The organism is Salipiger thiooxidans (genome assembly GCF_900102075.1).
Lineage (GTDB): Bacteria > Pseudomonadota > Alphaproteobacteria > Rhodobacterales > Rhodobacteraceae > Salipiger > Salipiger thiooxidans.
In genome coordinates this window covers 22,111-43,749 of sequence record NZ_FNAV01000021.1, presented here as the reverse complement: position 1 = coordinate 43,749, position 21,639 = coordinate 22,111, and the positions used below count along the sequence as shown (strand labels likewise).

General features: G+C 70.9%; 18 protein-coding genes. 11 read left to right on the top strand and 7 right to left on the bottom strand.

What is annotated here, in order from left to right; genetic code table 11:
- Positions 1-121: 121 nt before the first annotated feature.
- Genes BLQ77_RS23930 through BLQ77_RS23880 form a run of 11 tightly spaced genes read left to right on the top strand, consistent with a single transcriptional unit; the run spans position 122 to position 15,647 of the window.
- The gene (locus tag BLQ77_RS23930; protein WP_165617189.1) at positions 122-775 is read left to right on the top strand and encodes a hypothetical protein; all 654 of its coding nucleotides are present in this window, start codon (positions 122-124) and stop codon (positions 773-775) included.
- A gap of 10 nt (positions 776-785) precedes the next feature.
- On the top strand, positions 786-1,076 hold the full coding sequence (locus BLQ77_RS23925) for a hypothetical protein (protein ID WP_089963361.1): 291 nt from the start codon (positions 786-788) through the stop codon (positions 1,074-1,076).
- Entirely contained in the window at positions 1,073-2,203 is a 1,131-nt protein-coding gene (locus BLQ77_RS23920; RefSeq protein WP_089963359.1) for a phage late control D family protein, read from the top strand. The genes BLQ77_RS23925 and BLQ77_RS23920 overlap by 4 nt, the downstream gene beginning before the upstream one ends.
- A 46-nt stretch (positions 2,204-2,249) precedes the next feature.
- Positions 2,250-2,951 carry a phage baseplate assembly protein V gene (locus BLQ77_RS23915; RefSeq protein WP_089963357.1) on the top strand — a complete coding sequence of 234 codons (702 nt, stop codon included), beginning with the start codon at positions 2,250-2,252 and terminating at the stop codon, positions 2,949-2,951.
- 5 nt (positions 2,952-2,956) lie between these two features.
- Positions 2,957-3,244 carry a hypothetical protein gene (locus tag BLQ77_RS23910; protein WP_008886186.1) on the top strand — a complete coding sequence of 96 codons (288 nt, stop codon included), beginning with the start codon at positions 2,957-2,959 and terminating at the stop codon, positions 3,242-3,244.
- Positions 3,244-3,621: a GPW/gp25 family protein gene (locus BLQ77_RS23905; RefSeq protein ID WP_089963355.1), complete on the top strand. Its 378-nt coding sequence runs from the start codon at positions 3,244-3,246 to the stop codon at positions 3,619-3,621. Before BLQ77_RS23910 ends, BLQ77_RS23905 begins: the two co-directional genes overlap by 1 nt.
- A 2-nt stretch (positions 3,622-3,623) precedes the next feature.
- Positions 3,624-6,257 carry a baseplate J/gp47 family protein gene (locus tag BLQ77_RS23900; protein WP_089963353.1) on the top strand — a complete coding sequence of 878 codons (2,634 nt, stop codon included), beginning with the start codon at positions 3,624-3,626 and terminating at the stop codon, positions 6,255-6,257.
- Positions 6,257-9,790 carry a DUF8189 domain-containing protein gene (locus tag BLQ77_RS23895; RefSeq protein WP_089963352.1) on the top strand — a complete coding sequence of 1,178 codons (3,534 nt, stop codon included), beginning with the start codon at positions 6,257-6,259 and terminating at the stop codon, positions 9,788-9,790. Before BLQ77_RS23900 ends, BLQ77_RS23895 begins: the two co-directional genes overlap by 1 nt.
- On the top strand, positions 9,791-12,067 hold the full coding sequence (locus tag BLQ77_RS23890; protein WP_089963350.1) for a hypothetical protein: 2,277 nt from the start codon (positions 9,791-9,793) through the stop codon (positions 12,065-12,067).
- Positions 12,068-12,096: 29 nt separating this feature from the next.
- Positions 12,097-15,333, top strand: a complete 3,237-nt coding sequence (locus tag BLQ77_RS23885; RefSeq protein WP_089963348.1) for a DUF6519 domain-containing protein — start codon at positions 12,097-12,099, stop codon at positions 15,331-15,333.
- Positions 15,334-15,344: 11 nt separating this feature from the next.
- Positions 15,345-15,647 (top strand): hypothetical protein, encoded by a 303-nt coding sequence (locus tag BLQ77_RS23880; protein ID WP_089963345.1) that lies wholly within the window; start codon positions 15,345-15,347, stop codon positions 15,645-15,647.
- Positions 15,648-15,650: 3 nt separating this feature from the next.
- Here BLQ77_RS23880 and BLQ77_RS23875 read toward each other — a convergent pair whose 3' ends face one another.
- The 7 genes from BLQ77_RS23875 to BLQ77_RS23845 are packed head-to-tail and all read right to left on the bottom strand — an operon-like array spanning position 15,651 to position 21,596.
- The gene (locus BLQ77_RS23875; protein WP_089963343.1) at positions 15,651-16,460 is read right to left on the bottom strand and encodes a Pnap_2097 family protein; all 810 of its coding nucleotides are present in this window, start codon (positions 16,458-16,460) and stop codon (positions 15,651-15,653) included.
- Positions 16,453-17,751, bottom strand: a complete 1,299-nt coding sequence (locus tag BLQ77_RS23870; protein ID WP_242661843.1) for an MSMEG_0569 family flavin-dependent oxidoreductase — start codon at positions 17,749-17,751, stop codon at positions 16,453-16,455. The genes BLQ77_RS23875 and BLQ77_RS23870 overlap by 8 nt, the downstream gene beginning before the upstream one ends.
- Positions 17,748-18,035, bottom strand: coding sequence for an MSMEG_0570 family nitrogen starvation response protein (locus tag BLQ77_RS23865; RefSeq protein WP_089963339.1), 288 nt, complete (start codon positions 18,033-18,035; stop codon positions 17,748-17,750). Before BLQ77_RS23865 ends, BLQ77_RS23870 begins: the two co-directional genes overlap by 4 nt.
- Entirely contained in the window at positions 18,028-18,987 is a 960-nt protein-coding gene (locus tag BLQ77_RS23860; RefSeq protein WP_089963337.1) for a sll0787 family AIR synthase-like protein, read from the bottom strand. Before BLQ77_RS23860 ends, BLQ77_RS23865 begins: the two co-directional genes overlap by 8 nt.
- Positions 18,984-19,535, bottom strand: coding sequence for an MSMEG_0567/Sll0786 family nitrogen starvation N-acetyltransferase (locus tag BLQ77_RS23855; RefSeq protein ID WP_008886357.1), 552 nt, complete (start codon positions 19,533-19,535; stop codon positions 18,984-18,986). The genes BLQ77_RS23860 and BLQ77_RS23855 overlap by 4 nt, the downstream gene beginning before the upstream one ends.
- Positions 19,532-20,635: an MSMEG_0568 family radical SAM protein gene (locus tag BLQ77_RS23850; protein WP_089963335.1), complete on the bottom strand. Its 1,104-nt coding sequence runs from the start codon at positions 20,633-20,635 to the stop codon at positions 19,532-19,534. Before BLQ77_RS23850 ends, BLQ77_RS23855 begins: the two co-directional genes overlap by 4 nt.
- On the bottom strand, positions 20,628-21,596 hold the full coding sequence (locus tag BLQ77_RS23845) for a Nit6803 family nitrilase (protein ID WP_089963333.1): 969 nt from the start codon (positions 21,594-21,596) through the stop codon (positions 20,628-20,630). Before BLQ77_RS23845 ends, BLQ77_RS23850 begins: the two co-directional genes overlap by 8 nt.
- Between the last annotated feature and the right edge of the window lie 43 nt (positions 21,597-21,639).

Below are 21,639 nucleotides of genomic sequence, written 5' to 3'. Positions count from 1 at the left end.
TGACGTCAATTTCTGCCAAGCGCCGAGTGACGGGTATGCAACTCAGGCGCGAGATGATAACCTTGGGGTATAGTTAAGAAAGCATTCCTACTTCTCGGCGCGAGCGGTGTCTGGAGGAGCAATGAGTTCGGATTTCCCCCGGTCTCCCCGGGTCATGAAGGGCGGTCTGGTCGCCTATCAGTTGCCAGAGCTGACGCCCACGATCATCGTCTACCAGTACAACCCTGACGAGGTGCAGCGACAGTTGCGGCTGCGCGGGGGCGGCGGTGGCGGCCGCGGCGATTCCAACCGGGTGAACGGCCCTCCGGAAGAGACACTCAGCTTCACGCTCGACATCGACGCGGCGGATCAGCTCGAGGTGCCCTCCGAGAACGCCATCACCGTCAGGAACGGTCTGCACCCGGTGATCGCGGCGCTCGAGGGGCTGCTCTATCCACCCTATCCGCTGGTCATCGCCAACGAGGCGCTGGCGATCGCCGGCACCGCCTTCATCCAGGGCGAGCAGGCCCCGATGGTGCTGCTGGTCTGGGGGCCGAGACGGGTGCTGCCGGTGCAGATCGACAGCCTGTCGATCCGCGAGCAGGCCTTCGACCAGCAGCTCAACCCGATCCGGGTGCAGGTCGAGATGTCGGCCAGCGTCCAGACCTATCGCGACCTCGACATCACCAACCCCGGTTACTGGGTCTACATGTCGTCCTTCACCCAGAAAGAGGTGATGGCGACGCTCAACACCTTCGGCAACCGGACCGGAATCCAGGGGCTGCTGCCCCTCTGAAGGAGACGCCATGTTCTTCCGCGGCTCGCGTTACGACCCGGTCCCAGAGGCCGAACATGTCACGCCGGACGGGCGGGTGCTGCGCTACAAGCGCCGCCGCGTGATCCCGGTCACGCCGGCGCCGCTGGGCACGCTGGTGCGGCCGGGCGACCGTCCCGACCTCGTGGCCTTCCGCACGCTGGGCGACCCCGAGCTGTTCTGGATGCTCTGCGATGCCAACCTGCAACAGCGCCCGGCCGAGCTGACCGCGAAGCCCGGAGACGTGGTCGGAGTGCCCGGGCCGGAAGGCGGGCGGCCATGATCTTTCCGACGTATTTCCGGGTCGAGGTCGGCTTCGCCCCGCTGCCGCCGCCATGGTTCACCGCCCTGCGCGAGATCGAGGTCGAGACCGCGGTCGGACAGGCGTCGATCTTCCGGCTGCATTTCGAGCTCTCGCGCAACGCCTTCGGCGATATCGACGCGCTGGCGCTGGACCTCTTCGCACCGCTGATGCCGGTCTCGATCTCGATTTCTGCCGGGCCGGGCGTGCCGCTGACGATCATCAACGGGCGGGTGGCCGACGGGCAGCTCGGGGTAACCAACACCCCCGGCACCTCGACCTACGAGGTGGTGGGCATGGACGTGCTCGGCACCGCCATGGCCCAGCAGCAGGCGCCGTTTCCCTGGACCAACATGTCCGACGACCAGATCGCGGCCTCGATCTTCGGCAGCCACGGGCTGGTGCCGGTGGTGATCCCGACGCCGCCGCTGCGCATCGACCCCGAGACGGCGACGGTGCAGCGCGGCTCGGACGCCAATTTCCTGCAGCAGCTGGCGCAGCGCAACGGCTACGCGCTCTACGTCCAGCCCGAGCCCGTCAGCGGCCGCGACGTCGGGCATTTCCACCCGCCGCTGACGCCACCGCTGCCGCCACAGGGGGTGCTGTCCATCGACTTCGGCGCACGTACCAACCTCGACAGCCTCAACGTTTCCAACGACATGCTGCAGCCGAGCGGCGTCATGGGCTCGAAGATCGACCCGCGCAGCGGCGTGCCGGTGCCGGTGGTCGCGCCCGCCGCGGCCGAGATGCCGATGGGGATGCAGCCGGCGCTGAGCAGGATCGTTCCGCCGCCGGTCGAGCGGATCCACGACACCGACGCCGACGGACCGGCCGAGGCGCAGTACCAGGCGTTGCAGCGCGCCACCGCGAGCGCCCGGGCGATCCGCGCCACCGCCGAGGTCGACGGGGTGAAATTCGCGCGACCGCTCTTTGCCGGGGTGCCCGTGCTGGTGCGCGGGGCAGGGCGGCAGCACAGCGGGCTCTACTACGTCGAAAGCGTCACGCACCGGATTTCGCGCGACGAGTACAAGCAATCGGTCGGGCTGTGGCGCAATGCCGTGGGGCTGACGGGGGCCGAGGTCTTCGTCGATCCCTTCGCTGTGGCCTGAAGACGCCGCGGCCTGACGGAGGACGACAAGGGAAAGGAGCACGACCATGCCCGACGGAACCCCGCGCGACCTGCGCGAAAGGGTCTACGGCAAGCACCGGGGTATCGTCCTGCGCTCGGACGACCCCGAGCGGCGCGGTCGCCTGACCGCCATGGTGCCCGAGGTGCTGGCGGAGGTCCCGACCGGCTGGGCCGATCCCTGCGTGCCCTATGCCGGGCCCAATGCGGGCTTCCTGTCGCTGCCGCTGCCCGGCGCGGGCGTCTGGATCGAGTTCGAGGGCGGCGATGTCTCGCGCCCGATCTGGACCGGCTGCTACTGGCGCACCGCCGAGGCGCCGATGCCGCCGCCGGCCGGAGCGGGGGGCGAGCAGGCGCAGAAGATCTGGCGCTCGGACCTCGGCTTCACGGTGATGCTGGACGATGGCGCGCAGCTCATGACGGTGACCGACCCCACCGGCCAGAACAAGGTCGAGGTCGACGTGGCCACCGGCACGGTGACGATCAAGGGGCTCGCGAAGGTCGTGCACGATGGCAAGCTCGTGCACATCGGCAGCGCCGCCGCGCGGCATCCGGCGGCCTTCGGTGACGACCTTCTGACCTACCTCAGCCAGCTGGTGACGATCTTCAACGCCCACGTGCACCCCGGCGAGCTGGCGCTGGGGGTCCTGCCGGTCACGCCTGCGCCGCCGGTCGGGCCGATGCCGCCGCCGACCCCCGCCCTGATCTCGACCAAAGTCTTCGTGGAGTAGCGCCGATGCCGAACCTTCGCCCCGGAAACCTGACCGACGTTCCCGCCGACGAGACGCAGTTCACCGGCTCGCTGGCGGATACGATCGAGCAAGAGCTCGACGCGCTCCTGACCCTCGACGGCCTGCCGCAGCTGCCCTCGGACCCGACCGACAGCGAGGTGCGCGCGCGCCGCCGCTTCCTCATCGCCATCGCCCGCGGCGTGGTGCGGCACCTGCACGAAAACCCCGAGGCTTTCGTCGTCACCGTCTCGGGCGGCGATCATCAGGTCGCCATCAACGCGGAGCAGCTCTGATGGCGGTCCTGGCCGATCAGCTCGACTATCCCTACGGCTTCGATCCCCGGGGCCGGTCGCAGCTCACCGGCAAGTCGGACCATGTGCGCGACCTCATCGAACAGGTGCTCTTCACCGCGCCGGGCGAGCGGGTGAACCGCCCGGAGTTCGGCACGCCCATCAAGGATCTGGTGTTCGAGGGCCTCTCGGATACGCTCGTCGCCACCACCGAGCAGATGGTCCACGGCGCGCTGATCCGCTGGCTCGACGCGCTGATCTCGGTGGAAGCGGTCGAGGTCGAGGCGGTGGAGTCGACGCTCACGGTCACCGTCATCTACGCCCTGCGCGGCGACGACGACCGGCGCACCGAGATCTTCGAACGCAGGACGGAGGTCTAGCCATGGTCCTGTCCCCCTCCGGCGAGCTGTGGTGCGAGGACGAGCGGCGCTCCGCGACGCTGCTCGACGCGCAGCACCCGCTGAACGGGCTGGACTACGTCGAATACCGCCGCGACCGCAACGCGCCCGCGGGTCGGCAGTTCTGGCTCGAGGCGACCTTCCTCAAGCCGGCCCCGGCGCTCGATGCACCGGGGGCCACGATCCTCGGCGGTGTGCGCAGCGTTGGCCTGCGCGTCGTGACCGTCGAGCCCGACGCCGCGAACCCGCTGCGCCTGTTGCTCTTTCTCGATGCCGAGGGCGATTTCTCGACCTACGTGCTGGCGCTCGAGCATGGCGATCTGGACCCGGAACGCTCGGAGGCGCGGTTCGGCTTCAAGGCCGGTTGCCCCACCGAGTTCGATTGCCGAGCCGTCGATCTCTGCGTGCCCGACCCGCTCGACGAGCCCGACCTCGACTATCTCGCCAAGGACTACCAGAGCTTCCGCCGGCTGTTCCTCGACCTGATTGCGGTGCGCAATCCCGACTGGACCGAGAGGCTGCCCGCCGATTTCTCGGTCGCGCTGGTCGAGATGCTGGCCTACGTGGGCGACTACCTGTCCTACCTTCAGGACGCGGGCCCCGCGACCGAGAGCTTTTTCGAGACCTGCCTGCACCGGGTGTCGATGCAGCGCCACGCGCGGCTCATCGACTACACCATGCACGACGGGCGCAACGCCGCGACCTTCGTGCAGTTCGATCTCGAACCCGCGCCCGATCCCACCCCCCGCGTGGTGCCTGCCGGCACCCGGCTGGTGACCCGCATCGCCCGCCCGCTCATCGGCGCGACCGGCGCGCCGGGAACGGTGCTGCCGGCGGACGCGGATTTCGACGGCGACCCGGCGCTCGAGGGGGCGAGCGTATTCGAGACCAGCGCGCTCATCGCCACAACCTCGGCCCACAACATGCTGATGGTCCACACTTTCGCGGATGTCGACTGCTGCCTTGCGAAGGGCACGCGCGAGGCGTTTCTCTACGGGCTCGACGGAGACGCGATCTACCGCCCGGCCTTTGCCGGGGGCGACTACCTGCTGATCGAGGAGGCCCGCAGCCCGACCACCGGGGCCGAGGCCGACGCCGACCCGCGCCACCGCCACGTGGTCCGGCTGGACGCGGTTGAAGACACCGACGATCCGGTGTTCTCGGACCGGCTGACCGGGGGCGAGCTGACCGCGCGGCTCGATCCGCTGACGCAGGATCCGCTGCCGCTGCAACGGGTGCGTTGGCGGGTCGAGGACGCGCTGCCCTTCACCGTCTGCCTGTCGAACGAGACCGCGCAGGCGGGGCTGGTGCGGAACGTGAGCGTGGTGCGCGGCAACGTGGCGCCCGCCGATCACGGCCGCACCGTGCGCCGCGACGGGCTGACTGTCGCGCCCGGCACCGGGCGCTGGCCGCTGGCGACGCTGCGCCTGCCGGACGCAGGGCTGACGCGGCACTCCGGCCCCTTCGACCCGGCGCTCTCCGCCGATGGCCGCCCGGTCACCGCCCGCCACGCGCTCGACGCACCGCCGCGGGCAGCCGCGCCGGCGATCCACCTGCGCGCCATCCTGACCAGTGCGGCGCGGCGGTTCTGGACCCCGGTGCCGCATCTCGGCGACAGCGGCGCCTATGACCGGCATTTCGTCGCGGAGACCGACGGCGACGGCAGCACCACGCTGCGCTTCGGCGACGACATCCACGGCCGCGCGCCGCTCAACGTCGAGAGCGTCACCGCCTTCTACCGCGTCGGGTCGGGGCGCCGTGGCAACCTCTCTGCCGGGGCGCTGGTGCACGCGGTCTCGCCCGACCTCGCCTTCTGGGCCGATCCCGGCGTCGCCACCGGCCCGGTCTCGCTCGATCCGGGCGACCCGGGCGCCAATGTGGCCTTCGCCGAGATCGCCCGCGTGCGCCAGCCGCTGCCCGCCACCGGCGGCACCGACCCCGAGACCATCGAGGCGGTGCGCGCACTCGCCCCCGAAGAGGTCAAGGCGATCCAGTTCCGGGCCGTCACCGCCGGGGACTGGCGCGAGATGGCGCTGCGCCACCCCGGCGTCGCCTCGGCCAAGGCCCGGTTCCGCTGGGTCGGGAGCTGGCATTGCGTCTTCGTCGCGATCCATCCCGTGGACACCGGCAACCTCGTCGCGCTGCCCGGCGGCGGGGTGCGGCTGGCGGACGATTTCGCCGCAGAGATCCGCGCGCATCTGGTGAAGTTCAAGCTCGCCGGCACCGATCTCGCCGTGCGCGCCGCGCAATATGTGCCGCTCGAGATCGGGATCCGGCTCTGCATCGAACCCGGCCACTACCGCGGGCAGGTGCTGCAGGCGGTTCACGAGGCGCTGTCGAACCGGGTCCGGCCCGATGGCAGCACCGGCGTCTTCTATCTGCCCGCACAGGATTTCGGCGCCGACGTCTACCTGTCGCGGCTCTACGCGGCGGTCGAGGCGGTCGACGGCGTCGAAAGCGCCGAGGTGCTGGTCTTCAAGCGCTACTGGGAACTGCCGGGCGACGCGCTCGACCGGGGCCGCATCGAGCTTGGCGATTTCGAGATCGCGCGGCTCGACAACGACCCGAACTTTCCCGAATTCGGCGTGCTGCGGCTTTCCGCGGTGGGAGGGGCATGATGGCGGTGCATCCCGATCCCCGCTTCTGCAACTGCTGCACGCCGGGCGTGGTGCCGGCGCCTGCGGTGATCTTCAACCGTCCCGGGCTTGCGCAGATCTCCTATCGCATTGGCACCTTCGGCACCTTCCGCAAGGCGATGCTCGACCAGATCCACCGCCAGCCCGAGCTTGCGGGCCTGTTGACCCGCGAGAGCGACGACCACGCGATCACCCTGCTCGAGCTCATGGCCGCGATGGGCGACGTGCTGACCTTCTACAACGAGCGCATCGGCAACGAGATGTACCTGCGGCAGGCGCTGCACAAGGCCTCGGTCGAGCAGCTGACGGCGCTGGTGGGCTACATTCCGCGCCCGGCGCTTTCGGCCACCACGGCGCTGGCCTTCGAGATCGAGCCCGGCAAGACCACGCGGCTGTGGCAGGGGCTCAGGGTAATGAGCGTGCCGGGTCCGGACGAGACCGCGCAGATCTTCGAGACGCTGGAAGAGATCCGCGGGGCGGGGCGGCTGAACGCGGTGCCGGTGATGGCGCCGTTCCTGCGGTTCAACGCCTTCGCCGAGGCCCGCAGTCGCGCGCCGCTGGCCGCCCCCGGCGGGCCGGCCCCGGGCGACCGATTCGCCATCTTCGGCGACCGTCTCATCGAGGTGAAGGAGGCCGGAGCCACCGAGACCGGACCGCGCGGCAGCTACCTGAACTGGTCGCCGCCGGTGCAGGCGGCAGATCTCGACACGATCTTCCTGCGCGCCGCACCGGTGCTCCGACGGCTGCTGTTCTTCGGCCACAACGCGCCCGACAGCTATACCGCCTACAATCCCGACAGCTCCGAGGCGCCCCAGAACCGCTGGCGGTCGCGGCCCATCGACGTGCATTTCCCGGCCTCGGCGCAGCTCTACCCGCTCTCCGCCAAGGTGGACGACCTCGAGCCCGGCGCCCACCTGCTGCTCGACGCGGGGCCCGGCACCGCGAGTGACGAGCCGCGCCTGCGCACTGCCCGCGTGATCGAGGTGACCGAGGGGCCGGTGCAGCTGCCGACGAGCCCGGTGGGTGATACGCCGCCCGCGATGACCGACACCGTGACCCGGATCCGGGTCCGCCGCACCATCCTTGGCCGGCCCGCGCTGGTGCCGCAGGTCGGCAGCAACCCGTTCATCGTGATGCGCGAGGGCGGCGGCACGCCCGCCCTTGCGGTCGCGGACCCGGGCCCGCAGAGCCTTTTCCCGCCCGCGGCCGTCCTGCCGGCACTGTCCTCGGACGTGGTGGGCGCGGCCCCTCCGGGCGACCTCTTCCTCTTTGCGCGCAACCGGCGGGGCGGGCTGTCCTACACCTCGGTCTCGAACGCGCTGAACTGGCAGGATCTCGGCGGGCTGCTGACGTCGCCCCCGGTGGCGGTGGCGCTCGCCGGTGCCCGGGTGCGGGTCTTCGTGCGCGGCGCCGAGGCGGAGCTCTGGATGTTCGACGTCACCGGCGGCCCGGCGCTGCCGCAGCCGCTGGGCGGCCTCCTCGCCTCGGACCCTACCGCGGTCACCCCGGACGGCATCCGCATCGCCGTCTTCGCCCGCGGCGTCGACGACGCGCTCTGGTGGCGCGAGCATGATGGCGCGGACTGGTCCGGGTGGGAGAGCCTGGGCGGTGCCATCGCAGGGACGCCCGCCGCCACGGCCACCGGGGCCGGGCGTTACGACGTCTTTGCACGCGGCAAGGCGGGCGGCGTGCTGCACTTCCGGCAGGCCTCGGGCGGCTGGCAGCCGCCCCGCGACATCGGCGGAGACCCGGCGGGCGACCCGGCGGCGATCGGAGGCGGCCCGGACTGGGCGCTCTGCGCGGTCCGCAACCGCGACGGCCGGCTCGCCCATCTCTACCGCTCCGCCGAGACGTGGTCCGGCTGGACCGATCAGGGCGGCACGCTGGGCTCGGACCCGTCGCTCGCCGCCTCGGCCTCGCAGCTTCATGTCGCGGCCCGGTTCGCCGACGGCACGCTGGCCACCGCGGTGCTCTCCACCGGCCTGCCGACGTGGGTTCGGCATGGCGAGGGCTGGGGCGGCATCGACGACCGCCGCGAGGCGCGGCTCTACGAGATCGGCGGCAGCGATATCGCCTTCCGCGACTACGACTACCCCGACCGCACCTCGGGCGGCTGGCTGTCGCTGCCGCTGGAGCCGGGCGAAGACCCCGACGACGCGGGCGGTCTCGGGCCGCTCGCCAAGGGGCGCAAGATCATCCTGTCGGACGGCATCCGCCAGCACCGGGCCGAGGTCGTGCAGCGCCTTGCCGTGCCCTCGGCCTTCGGGCGCGGCCCCGATCATCTGGCCGTGGGCATCGCGCCGCCGCTGCCCGGGACCGCGGCGCAGGTCACCCTGATGGGCAACGTGGCCGAGGCGAGCCACGGCGAGACCCGGCGCGAGGAGGCGCTGGGCGGCGGCGACGCGACGGTGCCGTTCCAGTCCTTCCGCGTGCCGCCCGGCGAGATCACCCACCTGCCGCAGGCGACCGAGGTCCGCCCCAGACCGCAGGTCGAGCTGCGCGTCGACGGGGTGCTCTGGCAGGAGGTCCCGCATCTCTATGGTCGCAGCGCAAAAGAACGGGCCTTTACCCTGCGCCTGCCGGCGGACGCCGAGCCCCGGGTGCGCGGCGGCGACGGACTGCGGGCGGGGGCGCGGTTCCCGACCGGGGCGCTGAACGTCCGCCTGACGCGGCGCCTCGGGGCGGGGCTCGCGGGGAACCTCTCTGCCGGGCAGCTCACGGTCGCGCTCGAGAAACCAGTGGGGCTGCGCGGTGTCACCAACCCGCTGGCGGCCTCCGGCGGTGCCCCGGGCGAGACCGCCGAGGACGCACGCACCGCCGCGCCCGACGGGATGCGCACCTTTGGCCGGATCGTCTCTCTGCGGGACTTCGCGGCGCTGGCGCTGGCCTCGGGGCTCGTCGCCAGGGCCGACGAGGCCTGGGTCTGGATGCGGATGCAACGCACCGCGCACCTGACCGTCGCGGGCCCCGGCGGTGCCGCGCTGCCGCCCGAGACGCTGGTGCTGCTGCACGGGATGCTGACCGCGAGCCGCGATCCCAACCGGCCGCTGGTGCTTGCCAACATGGTCCGCATCCCCGTCGCGCTGAACGCCAGGCTGCTGCGCGATCCCGCCTATCGGTCCGAGGACGTGGCCGAGGCCGCGCGCCGCGCCGTGCTCGAGGTATTCGATTTCGGCACCGTGGGCATCGGTCGGCCGGTGCACCTTTCGAACGCGCATGCGCTGCTGCAATCCGTGCCCGGCGTGCTGGCGGTGGACATCGACCTCCTGCAGCTCGCCGATCACGCGGACCTGACGCCCGCCGAGCGCAAGCTCCGCGCCGTCACCGCAGCACCGGTGCAGCCGCACATTCGCCTGTTCCGCGCCCGGCCCACGCCGCAGGACCCGGCCCGGATCGACCGCTACCAGTCCGCCGCCTTCGCTCCCGGCCCGCCGCCGCCGGTGCTGCCCGCCGAGCAGGCCTACATCGCCGATCCGGCGACGGACCTGCAACTGACCGTCGTGGAGGCCCTGTAGATGCCCGCATACAGCCAGGCCGCCGACCACAAGCTCTGGAACCTGCTTCCCTCGATCCTGCGCGAGCGCGACGCCGATCAGGGCTATCCCCTGCGCGCGCTGCTCGACATTGTCGAGGAACAGGCCGATGCGCTCGAGGCCGATATCGAGCAGCTTGGCCGCAATGCCTTTGTCGAAACCTGCGAGCCGTGGGCGACCCCCTACGTGGGCGCGCTGGTGGGCACGACGCTGCTGGCGGGCGACAACCGAGTGCAGGACGCGGCCACCGCCGAGGCGCTGTTCGAGGATCTCGAGGGGCCGTCCTTCGTCACCAGCACCGGGTTGCGCAGCCGCACCGACACGCTCAAGACCGTCTACTACCGCCGCCGCAAGTCGACCCTGCCGATGCTCGAGGAGCTGGCCCGCGACGTCACCGGCTGGGCCGCCCACGCGGTGGAGTTCTTCGAGCGGCTGGTCTGGTCGCAATGGGTGCGCAACCGGCTGCGGATGCACGCGCTGGCGACGCCTGACCTGCGCTCGGTCGAGGTCATGGACCGGATCGAGACCGCCTTCGACACCACCTGCCGCACCGTGGACGTGCGCCCGCCCTCGCAGTTCGGGGGGTGGGAGAACATCCCCAACATCGGCTTCTACCTCTGGCGGCTGCGTTCGCTCGAGCTGCCGCGGATCACCGCGCGGCGGCTCGGTGGGGCGGGCGACTTCCGCTACCACCTGTCGGTGCTCGGCAACGACGCGCCGCTGTTCTCGAAGCTGCGGCGCGAGGGCGACGAGACCGGGCTCGCGACCGAGCTGCACGTGCCGCAGGCGATCCGGCCGGCGAAGTTCTTCGACGACCTGTCCGCCTATTTCGCGCTCCCGCTGCCGCGTCCGGGCTTCACCGCCTTCTACGGGGCGCCCGCAGGCATGGGGGCGCTGCCGCCCGCGCCGGATGCGAGCCTCTTCGTGCTGATCGACGGCGCCGAGGTGCCGCCCGACGACATCCGCTGCCGCAACCTCGAGACATGGGCTCAGCCGCTGGCGAACCAGGTGGCCATCGACGTGGTGCGCGGCCGCATGACGCTGGGCGCGAACCGGGTACCGGCGGAACGCGTCGAGGTCTGGCGCTTCCAGGGCGTCCCGGGCGAGCTGGGCGGCGGCACCTACCGGCGCACCGCGTGGCTGATCTCGGATGACGTGCCCGCCCGGCGGCTGCGGGTGAACGCCTCGGGCGATGCCGACAGCTTCGCGAGCCTCGGCGATGCGCTGGCCGCGTGGGTGGCTGCCGGCCGCCCCGACACGATCATCCGGATCGAGGACAACCGCAGCTACGACGAGAACCCCACCATCCAGATCTCCGGCGCGCAGGGGCGGTTCCTTGCCATTGAGGCGGCGGACGGGGTGCGCCCGCACATCCGCCTCGCCTCGCGCCTGCGGGTGCAGGGGGCGAACCCCGACTTCTCCCTGACCCTCGGCGGGCTGCTGATCGAGGGCGCGGTCGATATCCCCGGCTCGCTCGGGCGGCTGCGGCTGATCCACACCACGCTGGTCCCCGGCGGTTCGATTGCAGAGCCGGACCCGGACACGCCGCCCGCGCCTGCGGGGCCGGTGGTCCCGTCGGTGCGGGCCTCGGCGGTGCTGAACGGCGATCCGGCCAACACCGAGCTCAGGGTCGAGATGGCGTTCTCGATCACCGGCCAGATCCGGGTGCCGGAAAGCGCCGAGGGCATCTTCGCGCTCGACTGCGCCATCGACGGGCAGGGGGCGCAGGCGATCCGCGGGCTCGGCCCCTCGGCCGCTGCTTCCGGCCCTGCGCTGCATCTCGAGCGCTGCACCCTCCGCGGGGATGTGAACGCCCGGCAGATCGACCTTGCCATCGAGACGATCTTCGACGGCGTGGTCACCGTCGAGCGCCGCCAAACCGGCTGCGTGCGTTTCTCCTACGTCACGCCGGGTTCCGGGACCCCGCGCCGCTACCGCTGCCAGCCGGGCCTTGCCGAGCGCGCAGAGATCGCCCGCATCGGCGCCGCAGGCCCGCTCACCGAGGCCGAGCGCGACGCCATCCGCGCGCGGGTCCGGGCCCGGGTGCGGCCCGAATACACCTCCGAGGATTACGGCGACCCCGCCTATCTGCAACTGGCGCTGCTGGGTGCGAAGGAGATCGCGACCGGTGCCGAGGATGGCTCGGAAATGGGCGTCTGGTGCCATCTGAAACAGCCGCAGCGCGCCGACAACCTGCGGACGAGACTGGAAGAATACCTGCCGTTCGGACTGGATCCCGGGATCATCTACGTGACCTGAGCAGCCCGCGCATTTGAAAGGACGACGTGATGAGCGGAGATTATTCGCGCGACACATTCGAAGAGCTCCGGCGCTACGCGGCGCTGCGGATGCAGCAGGGGCGCGTGCTGCTGGACGCCGATTTCAACGAGATGGTCGACATCCTCAAGACCCGCATCGAGAAGCTCTCGCTCGATGCGCTGGGCAACCCCGGCTATTCGCTGCACGTGAGCCCCGGCGCCTTCGAGGTGAGCCTCGTGCCCGGCCCGCAGCCCGATCTCGCTCTGTCACCGGGGCGGGTCTACGTCGACGGCAAGATGGCCGAGATCTTCGAGGGCGAGACGGTCACCTACACCGGCCAGCCCTTCTATCCCGAGCCGCCCGACCTGCCGGTGGGCGATGCGGCGGTCTACCTCGAGCTCTGGGAGGAGGAGCTCACCTGGGTCGAGGCGCCGCTGCTCGACCCGGCGCTCGGCGGGGTCGACACCACGACCCGGCTGCGCACCGACTTCCGCCTGCATGTCGAGGGCGTGCAGGCCGCCGAATGCGGTCTCGACGTGGGCCCGCCGCCCTCGGCCGGACGGCTGACCACCCGCGCCGTCGCGGTGCCCGCTCCGGACGATCCCTGCATCCTGCCCCCGGGCACCGGCTACCGCGCCACCGAGAACCGCTTCTACCGGGTCGAGGTGCACGAGGCCGGTCCGCTCGGCACCGCGCGGTTCAAGTGGTCGCGCGACAACGGATCCATCGTCTCGCCGGTGCGGCTGATGGCCGACAACGGCGGCCAGACCGAGCTTACCGTCGACCGCATCGGACGCGACCCGGTGCTGCGCTTCAGCCCGGGCGACTGGGTCACCGTCACCGACGACCACCGCGAGTGGATGGACGAGCCCGGCGAGATGGCGCGGGTCGCGGGCATCGACGAGGCGGCGGGCACGATCCTGCTCGAAAGCGCGATCCCGCAGGTCGGGACGCGGGCCTTCGGTGCCAACCCCGACGATCTCGAGGCGCGGCACACCCGGATCCAGAAATGGGACCAGACCGGCGCCACCAACACGCTCGACGCCGAGGGGCTGATCCTCACCGGGCCGGGGCCCATTCCCATCGACGACGTGGGCGTGGGCATCGAGATCGAATTCTCGGTCGAGCCCGCCGGCGGCACCTTCCGGCGCGGCGATTACTGGACCTTCTGGGCGCGCACCGCCACCGCCGAGATCCTCGAACTGACCGACGCGCCGCCCGACGGCATCGAGCGCCACTACGTGCAGCTTGCCGCCGCCAGCGATCTCGGCGGGCCGAACCCGGTGCTCAGCAACTGCCGCCCCGTCGAAGAGACCTCGGACGAGGGCTGCTGCACCGTCGTCGTGCATCCCGGCGAGAGTATCCAGGCCGCCATCGACTCGCTGCCGCCGCAGGGGGGATGCGTCTGCATCAAGGCCGGGCAGCACAGCGTGCCGGACACCATCACCATCGCCCGCGCCAACGTCCACATGCACGGCGAGAGCCCCGGCGCCATCCTGCGCGGCGCGGCCCCGCTTCTGCGCATCGACGCGGGCAGCGCCGCGGTGCGCATCGACATGCTCGACTTCGTGGGCCGGGCGCCGATCCAGCAGCTTGTCGGCATCGTCGAGGTGCAGGGCGCGCAGGGCGTCACCATCGCGGATTGCAGGATCGAGGGCTTCACCGACATCGGTGGCGGCGTCGGCATCCTTGCCACCTTCGCCACCCGGCTCACGCTGCTCGAGAACCAGATCGCCCGTACCAACTTCGGCATCGTGGTGCAGGACTACTCGCCGCGCCCGATCATCCGCGGCAACGTCCTGAGCTTCGGCGCGGCGCAGGCAGCGGACACGGCGGATGTGGGCATCTGGGTCGGCGACGTGATCGAGCCGGCGATGATCGACGGCAACACGGTCTCGGGCGCGCATCTGGGCATCGTGGTGAGCCGCAACCCCTTCGGCGCGCCGGTGTCCGTCGCGCGCGGCACCTCGGTCACCGACAACCTGATCCTCACCGGCGCGGGCGCGGGGCAGGGCGACCAGGCGGCGCTCGGCATCGACATGGCGGCCGAATACGGCATCGTGCGCGGCAATGTCGTGATGGTCGCCGCCTCGAACGGGGTGGGCATCCGGGTCGTGGGCTCGGGCTGCCTCGTCAACGGCAACGTCCTGAGCGCTCCGCGCGCGCTCGAGCTGCCCGCCTTCGGCATCCTGCTGGGCTACGACGGCGAGACCGGCAGCGCGGTGGCCGACATCCGGGTCTCGGACAACCAGCTTGACGGTCGCATGCACGGGATCGTCACGCTGCGGGCGGTCTCGCCGAGCATAACGGGCAACACGCTTCTCGCGGTCGAGGGCGTGCCGGTCTTCGGCATCCTCACGCTCGACACCACGCAGGCGACGGTCTCGGACAACCGCATCGAGGGCAGCTTCGTCGCCCTTGGCGGCAACGCGGGCCGCGAGACGCGCATCGCCGGCAACGACGTGTCGCGGGCCGGGGCGGGCGTGCTGCTCTTCAACGACCTGCGGCCCACGGTGTCGGACAACCGCCTGACCGGCTGCACCGCACTGGGCGCGGTCGCGGCGCTCACCCTCGGCCGGACGGAGTTCACCGGCAACCGCGTGGCCAATGCCGGGATCGAGGCGCCGCGCGCCGTCGCCCTCGGGGCCTTCGGGATCTTCGGCGAGTGGCACGTGCAGGGCAACGAGGTGCTGGACACCGGCGTCGCCCCGGACGGAGCGAACCCGCCCAACGAGGCCTGGGGCATCTGGGGCGACCTGATCCTCCAGGCGCGGATCGAGGGCAACCTCGTGACCTACGCCGACCCGTTCTCGCGCGATGTCACCCGCGAGGACCGCGCGCTGCTGATGCGCGGCCTGCTCGAGGTCCGTTTCGTCTTCGGTCCGGGGGAGCGGCTGGTCTTCGGCTATCCCGTTCAGATCCTCGGCAACAATTTCTCCGGAAACGGCGCCGGCGCGCTGGTGCAGCTTCTGGACCTGCCGCTGGCGGACCAGATCAACGCGCGGTTCGAGCGGGTGTTCTTTTCTGACAACTACTGCCTGCACGTGGCGGGCGACAGCAGCGACAACCGCGCGACGGTGGATCTTGTCGGGCGCGGCTGCACCGTGACGGGCAACCAAGTGAAGGCCACCAACCGCGGCTTCTTCTCGTTCAACTTCAACGGGATGCGCGGGCCCTTTGCGGATAACGTGACCTCCGGCGGAACGCTGGGCTACGCGCCCTTCGCCCCGGCACCGGACGGCCAGAACAACTTCATCCTCGTGTGACGGAGCGTGACATGGCACTGGAAGACGCGATTGCGGAACAGCTCAAGCGGATCGGGACGCTGCGCAAGGAGTTCATCGACAAGGGCGCGACCCCCGACACCGCGAAACAGGTGCAGAACCTGCGCGAGGAGCGGGTGGCGCTGCTCACCGGCAGCATCCGCCGGCTCCGGCGCGACCGCGAGGCGGCCATCGCGCGCTTCGACAAGGAGATCGCGGCGCGCGAACGCGAGCTGAAGGAGTTGCAGCGCCCCACCGACCTTGATCTTGTCCGCCGCTCCGGCGGCGGGGAGCCCGCGAAGGGCGGGAAGGACTGAGGTCTACGCAGGGGCTGGCTGGTCGGGCCGGGAGGCGGAGGCACGCGCCTCGACCGCCCGGGCGATGAGGCTGCCGTCGTCGCGGGCGACGAGCGTTTCGCGGCCCGCGCGCAGGACGTGGACCGCGGCGCCGGCGTCGAGATTGCCGAGGTAGACAAGCTCGCGCACCCGGATCGGTGCCGTGCTGCGGGCGGCGGTCTCGATAAGGCGGGTGAAGCTTGGGAAGTAGAGCAGCCCCACCGCGTTGAAGTCGAGGCCGTGGCACGGCTCGATCCGCTGTGCCCCGGCAAGGGGCACGGTCCGGCCCCGCAGCGCGCGGGAGGTGTCGCGGGCGCGGGCGTCGAGCGCCATGAGGTCCGGCTCTGCCATCGGCAGCGCGCAGTTGCGGGCGGGCCGGGCGCGCACGATCCGGCGGTTCGAGCCGGTCTCGTCATGCGCCACGAAGGTCGAGAGCATCCGCAGCGCGCCGATCTCGCGGCCCCGGTGCAGGAACCGGTGCCGCGAGCCGAGCCGCGACGCTCCGGCGGCGGCAAGATCGGAGCGGATCTCGAGCGCTTCGCCAAGCAGCGGGCCGGTGGGCGCGAGCTCGAGCCGGGTGGCGCAGAAAGCGGCGTAGAGCGGGCGGCCGTCGGCGGTGCGGAAGCGCAGGCTCTCCTGCCCGAGCGCGCCCGCGATCAGCCCCCAGTGCAGGTCGCCGCAGAAGCCCAGAAGCCACTGTTCGGAAAGCCCGTGCGGCCCGAGCTGCTGCATCCCGAGCATCTGCCGCGCGACGCGTGTCGTGGCCGCCGAGACGCTGGTCTGCGCGTCAAGCATCGCACACCTGCGTCGCGGCGGCGCCGAGCTGCGCTTCGATCTGGTCGGCGAGGTGGCGGCTGTCTTCCTCGATGCCAAGGAAACGCCCCGAGCCCCAGGTGTTCAGCCAGCCGAGCCCGATGAAATGCAGTCCTGCTTGGGCGGTGACGCCGCGGTCGAAGACCGGCTTGCCGCGCGCGTCGAAGACATCGGCCTCGATCCAGCGATAGTCCGGGCGGAAGCCGATGGCCCAGAGCACCGAGGTGATGCCCGCCTCGGCTAGGTCGATGCGGATACGCTCCTGCTCCGGCGACCAGAGCTTCTCGAAAGGCGGCTCCTCGGGCGCGTCGATGCCCTCGCGGGCGATATAGGCGTCGATCTGGGTGCGGATGCCGACGTAGGAGCGGTCGGCGTCGTCGAGGTTCTTGCCGAGGTCGGGCAGGAAACGCACCTCTGTGCCGTCCATGTCGGCGAGGGAGCCGTAAAGCTCGACTCCATGCTCGAGGTGGAAGCGGCGCAGGTCGATCTCCTTGCCGCCGTCGCGGCCGGACATGTAGTGGTTGGTCTGGGTCTGCGCCTTCACCGGGTCGGGATGCTCGGCGATGGTGACGGCATAGTGGCCGGCGTCGTAGAGCCAGTCGGTGGCGTCGCGACCGCGGTACTTGCGCGGACTGCGCGGGGCGGGACCCACGGCAAGGTGCACGTCGCGCCCGGCGCGGGTGAAATCCTCCATCAGCTGCACGCCCGACTGCCCGGTGCCAACGATCAGCACGCAGCCCTCGGGGAACTGGTCGACGTTGCGGTAATCGACCGAGTGCATCTGGAAGATCTCGGGGTCTAGGTTGCGCGCATAGGCCGGCTCGATCGGCATGTCGTAGCCGCCGGTGGCGATGACCACCTGGTCGCAGGTCCAGTCGCCCGCCGTGGTCTCGACGTCGAAACCACCCTCCGCGCGCGGCGCCACGCGGGTGACGGTGACATGTTCGCGCAGGTTCGGGCGGGTCTTTTCGGCGAAGGCGTCGAGATAGGCGGTGATCTCGTCCCTCAGCATGAAGCCGTCGGGATCGGTGCCGCCGTAGTCGCGCTCGTAGTGGAAATCGGGCAGGCGGCACTGCCAGTTCGGCGTCACGAGGCAGAAGCTGTCCCAGCGGTTGCGGCGCCAGGAGTGGAAGGCGTCGTGGCGCTCGAAGACGGTGCTTTCGATGCCCTTCTGCTTCAGGCACCACGCGGTCGAGAGGCCGGCCTGTCCGCCGCCCACGATGACGACGGGGATATGCGGGGTGTGGGTGTCCTTCATCGGATCGGTCCTCATTGCGAAATGTCCAGGCAGGTAATCTCGGCGCCGTCCCGGCCTTCGAACCCGGCGATGCGCGTCTCGATGCTGTCGAGCTGCGCCATGGCCGAGCTGCAGGCGAAGCCGTACTTGGCGGCGACCCGGTTCGAGGCGCGCTCCATGGCGATGCGGGCGCGGGTCAGGAAGTCGTCGACGGGGTAGCTTCGGCCGGGCTCGAAAAGCTCGGCGACCACCGAGGAGGGGGAGTAGAGCCGCTCTTCGGCGCCGTCGGGCCAGCGGACGGTCCAGTAGGTTTCAGGCATGGTGGCCTCCGAGATCGAGATAGGGGTGGGTGGCGTGGTCCCAGAACAGCGCGCTGCCGCTCTCGTCGCCCAGACGGACGGCGCTGCCGGGGGTGACGGCACCGATGGCGGAGGCCTCGATGCCGCGATGGGCGAAACGCTGGCAGACGGCGCCGGCATCTCCGGGTGCCACCGAAAGCAGGAAGCCGAAGCTCGGGAAGCTGCGCAGCCAGCGGTCGAGCGGGACGCCGGGCGGTGGAGTGATGGCGGTGGTGTCGAGGTCGATGCCCACGCCCGAGCATTCCGCCAGCATGAGCGCGGTGCCCACGATGCCGCCCTGGCTGATGTCCTTGCCGGCGCGCACGAGCCCGTCCTCCGCGAGCTGCGGCAGAAGTTCTAGATCGCCGCGCGGGCGCGGGCCGGGCGCCTCGAGGGCTGCGAAGAAATTGTCGAAGTTGCGGTAGGCGCCGCGGTGGTCGATGGCCGCGACCAGCACGTCGCCGGGCATCGCGTCGACGCTGGTGATGAGCCGCTCGGCCCGGCCGAAGACCGAGGCCGCGATGCTGAGCTGCGGTGCTGCGAAGTTGGTGTGGCCGCCGACCACCGGCACGCCATAGGCGGTGGAGGCGTCGCGCAGCCCCTGCAGCAGCGGCGCGGCAGAGGCCTCGTCCGGGGCCCAGATCTGGTCGACCAGCGCCACCGCGCGCCCGCCCATGGCGGCGATGTCGGAGAGGTTCACCATCAGCGCGCACCAGCCCGCGAACCACGGATCGTCGGCGACGAAGGCGGGGATGAAACCCTCGCCCGCGAGCAGGTCGTAGCCGCCGTCACGCGGCAACGGGGCGGCATCGTCGCCGGGGCGCCCGTCGGAGGACGCGCTGAGCCCGAGCGCCCGGGTCGCGCGCGCGATACCGAGCTTGGAGCGGATCGAGGGATGCGCCCTCAGCGCCTCGGCCAGCGTCGAAAGCGTCATGCCCGGACCCCGCGCAGGCGCGGCCGATGGTACCAGCCGGCGACCGGGTCGGGGCAGGGCGGGTAATGCGGCAGTTCCGCCTCCATGCGCATGTGCGGGGTGCCGTGGATCGTGACCTCGTCCAGCGCGCGCCAGTGCAGGCGGCGGAAAAGCGTCACGTTCTGCATCTGCACGTGCGCGAGGAAGCGGGTGCAGCCGCGGGCGTTGGCGGTGCAGACCGCCAGCCGGATGAGCTCGGCCCCGAGCCGTCCCACGGCGCGGAACTCGCTGTCCACCGCCAGCCGTGAGCCCCACCAGAGGCCCGGCGCCTCTTCGTGGATGCGCACCGTGCCCACCACCTGGTCGGCCTCGTGGGCATAGGTCGAGAGCGCCACGAGATGCGTGGCGATGAGGTCGATCCCGTCGCGGTCGTGGTCGCGGAAGATCCGCTGTTCCGCGACGAAGACCCGGTGGCGCAGGGCCTGCGCGCCCTCGGCCTCGAAGCGTTTCGATGCGGCGCGGATGTAGTAGCCGGGGCTCTGGTAGTTGCGGCGCTCGAACTCTATCATGCGGGCACCTTGAGCTTCTCGTAGGTGGCCAGCGCCGAGCAGGCGCCACACTTGCCGCAGCCTGCCTTCATGTCGCTCGACAGGATGCCGGCACGGGCGATCATCTGGCCGAGCGGGCGCAGGATCCCGGCCATGAAGGCGGCGGAGGGGGCGGGGTGGCTTTCCAGCGGCGTGCCCGAGATCGGCACGAAGGGCACGACGAAGGGATAGACCCCCATGGCGCAGAGCCTTTCCGACATCGCGAGGATCGCCTCGCGCGTGTCGCCGAGGCCCGCGAGGATGTAGGTCGAGACCTGCCCGCGCCCGAAGACCTTCACTGCGGCCTCGAAGCTCGAGAAGTACTTTTCCAGCGGCACCGAGGCCTTGCCGGGCATGATGCGCTGGCGGACCTCGGGCGTGACGGCCTCGAGATGCATCCCCAGCGTGTCGATGCCCGCGTCGAACATGCGCTGGTGCCAGGCGTCGTCCTCGGGCGGTTCGCACTGGCCCTGCAGCGGCAGGTCCACCGCAGCCTTGATCGCCTCGGCGCTCTCGCAAAGCACCTTTGCGCCGCGGTCCTTGCCCGCAGGCGTGCCGGTGGTCAGCACCATGTGGGTGACGCGGTCGAGCTCGACCGCCGCCCTGGCGACCTCGGCCAGCTGTGCGGGCGTCTTGTGGGCGATGGTGCGCCCTGCGGCGAGCGACTGGCCGATCGAGCAGAACTGGCAGGTCTTCTTGCGGCTCTCGTAGCGGATGCAGGTCTGCAGCACGGTCGTGGCGAGCACATCCTTCGAATGCAGCGCGGCGATGTGGCTGTAGGGGATTCCGTCCGCGGTCTTCAGCCGGTAGAACTTCGCCGCCGTCGGAAAGCGCACGCTGGCGACGAAGGCGCCGTCGCGGGTGACCCGTGCCTCGCCGGTGGCGTCGGGCGCCTCGACGAGGAAGGGGCTGTCGAAGCTGGGGGCGGTGTGCACCGGGATCATCACCGTGCGTTCGCCGATGGTGATCGCCTTGTGGTCGGACGGGCCCGCCCCGCCGCGACGGCTCTCGTGACCGGCGCGGGGATCGACAAGCCGCATGCCATGGGTCTGCAGGTCGTTGATGAGCTGGGCGTCAGACATCCTGCTCTTCCTCCTTGGGTTCCGGGAAAACATCGGTGACGTGGCGCGTCGGCGCGGGCCGCGCGTCGTGGTTCAGCGACAGCAGCTCGGGCCGGGCGTAATGGCCGACGCTGTCCATCATGCGCTTGCGCTTGGCGACGAGCTTCATGTCGAGATCGGCGATCAGGATGCCTTCGCCGGACGTCAGCGGCTCGGCGAGGTGGCGGCCTTCGGGCGAGACGATGCAGGTCATGCAGCCCGAGCGCATCGCCTTCTGAAGCTGCGGGTCGGGGTGGATCTGCGCGATCTGCCCTTCGGTCAGCCAGCCGGTGGCGTTGACCACGAAGCAGCCGGATTCCAGCGCGTGGTGGCGCATGGTGACCTCGATCTGGTCGCGGAAGACGTCGCCAACGAGGCTGCCCGGGTAGTGCCCGGCGTGGATTTCCTCGTGCTGGGTCATCAGCGCGTAGCGGGCGAGCGGGTTGTAATGCTCCCAGCAGGCAAGCGCGCCGACGCGGCCGACACGGGTCTCGACGACCTTCAGCCCGGCGCCGTCGCCCTGACCCCAGACCATGCGTTCGTGGTAGGTGGGGGTGATCTTGCGCCGCTTCAGCACCAGCGTGCCGTCGGCGTCGAAGACGAGCTGCGCGTTGTACAGCGAGCCGTGGTCGCGCTCGTTCACGCCCAGCACCACGACCACGCCGCGCTTGCGGGCGGCATCGGCCACCGCCTGCGTCTCGGGCGAGGGCACGACGACCGCCTCCTTCATCAGCTCGAGATGCGGCGCGCCCTGCTGGACCGGGGGCAGAACGAAGCTGAAATAGGGGTAGTAGGGCACGAAGGTCTCGGGGAAGACGATGAACTGCGCGCCCTTGTCCGCGGCTTCGGCGATGGCGTTCAGCACCCGTTCGATCGTGCCCGCGCGGCCCGAGAGGTCAGGGGCGATCTGGACGGCGGCGGCGCGGATGGTATCGGTTCTCATCGTGGCTCCTTGGGTGACGTGACCGGCTTCGGGGAAGGGGCCG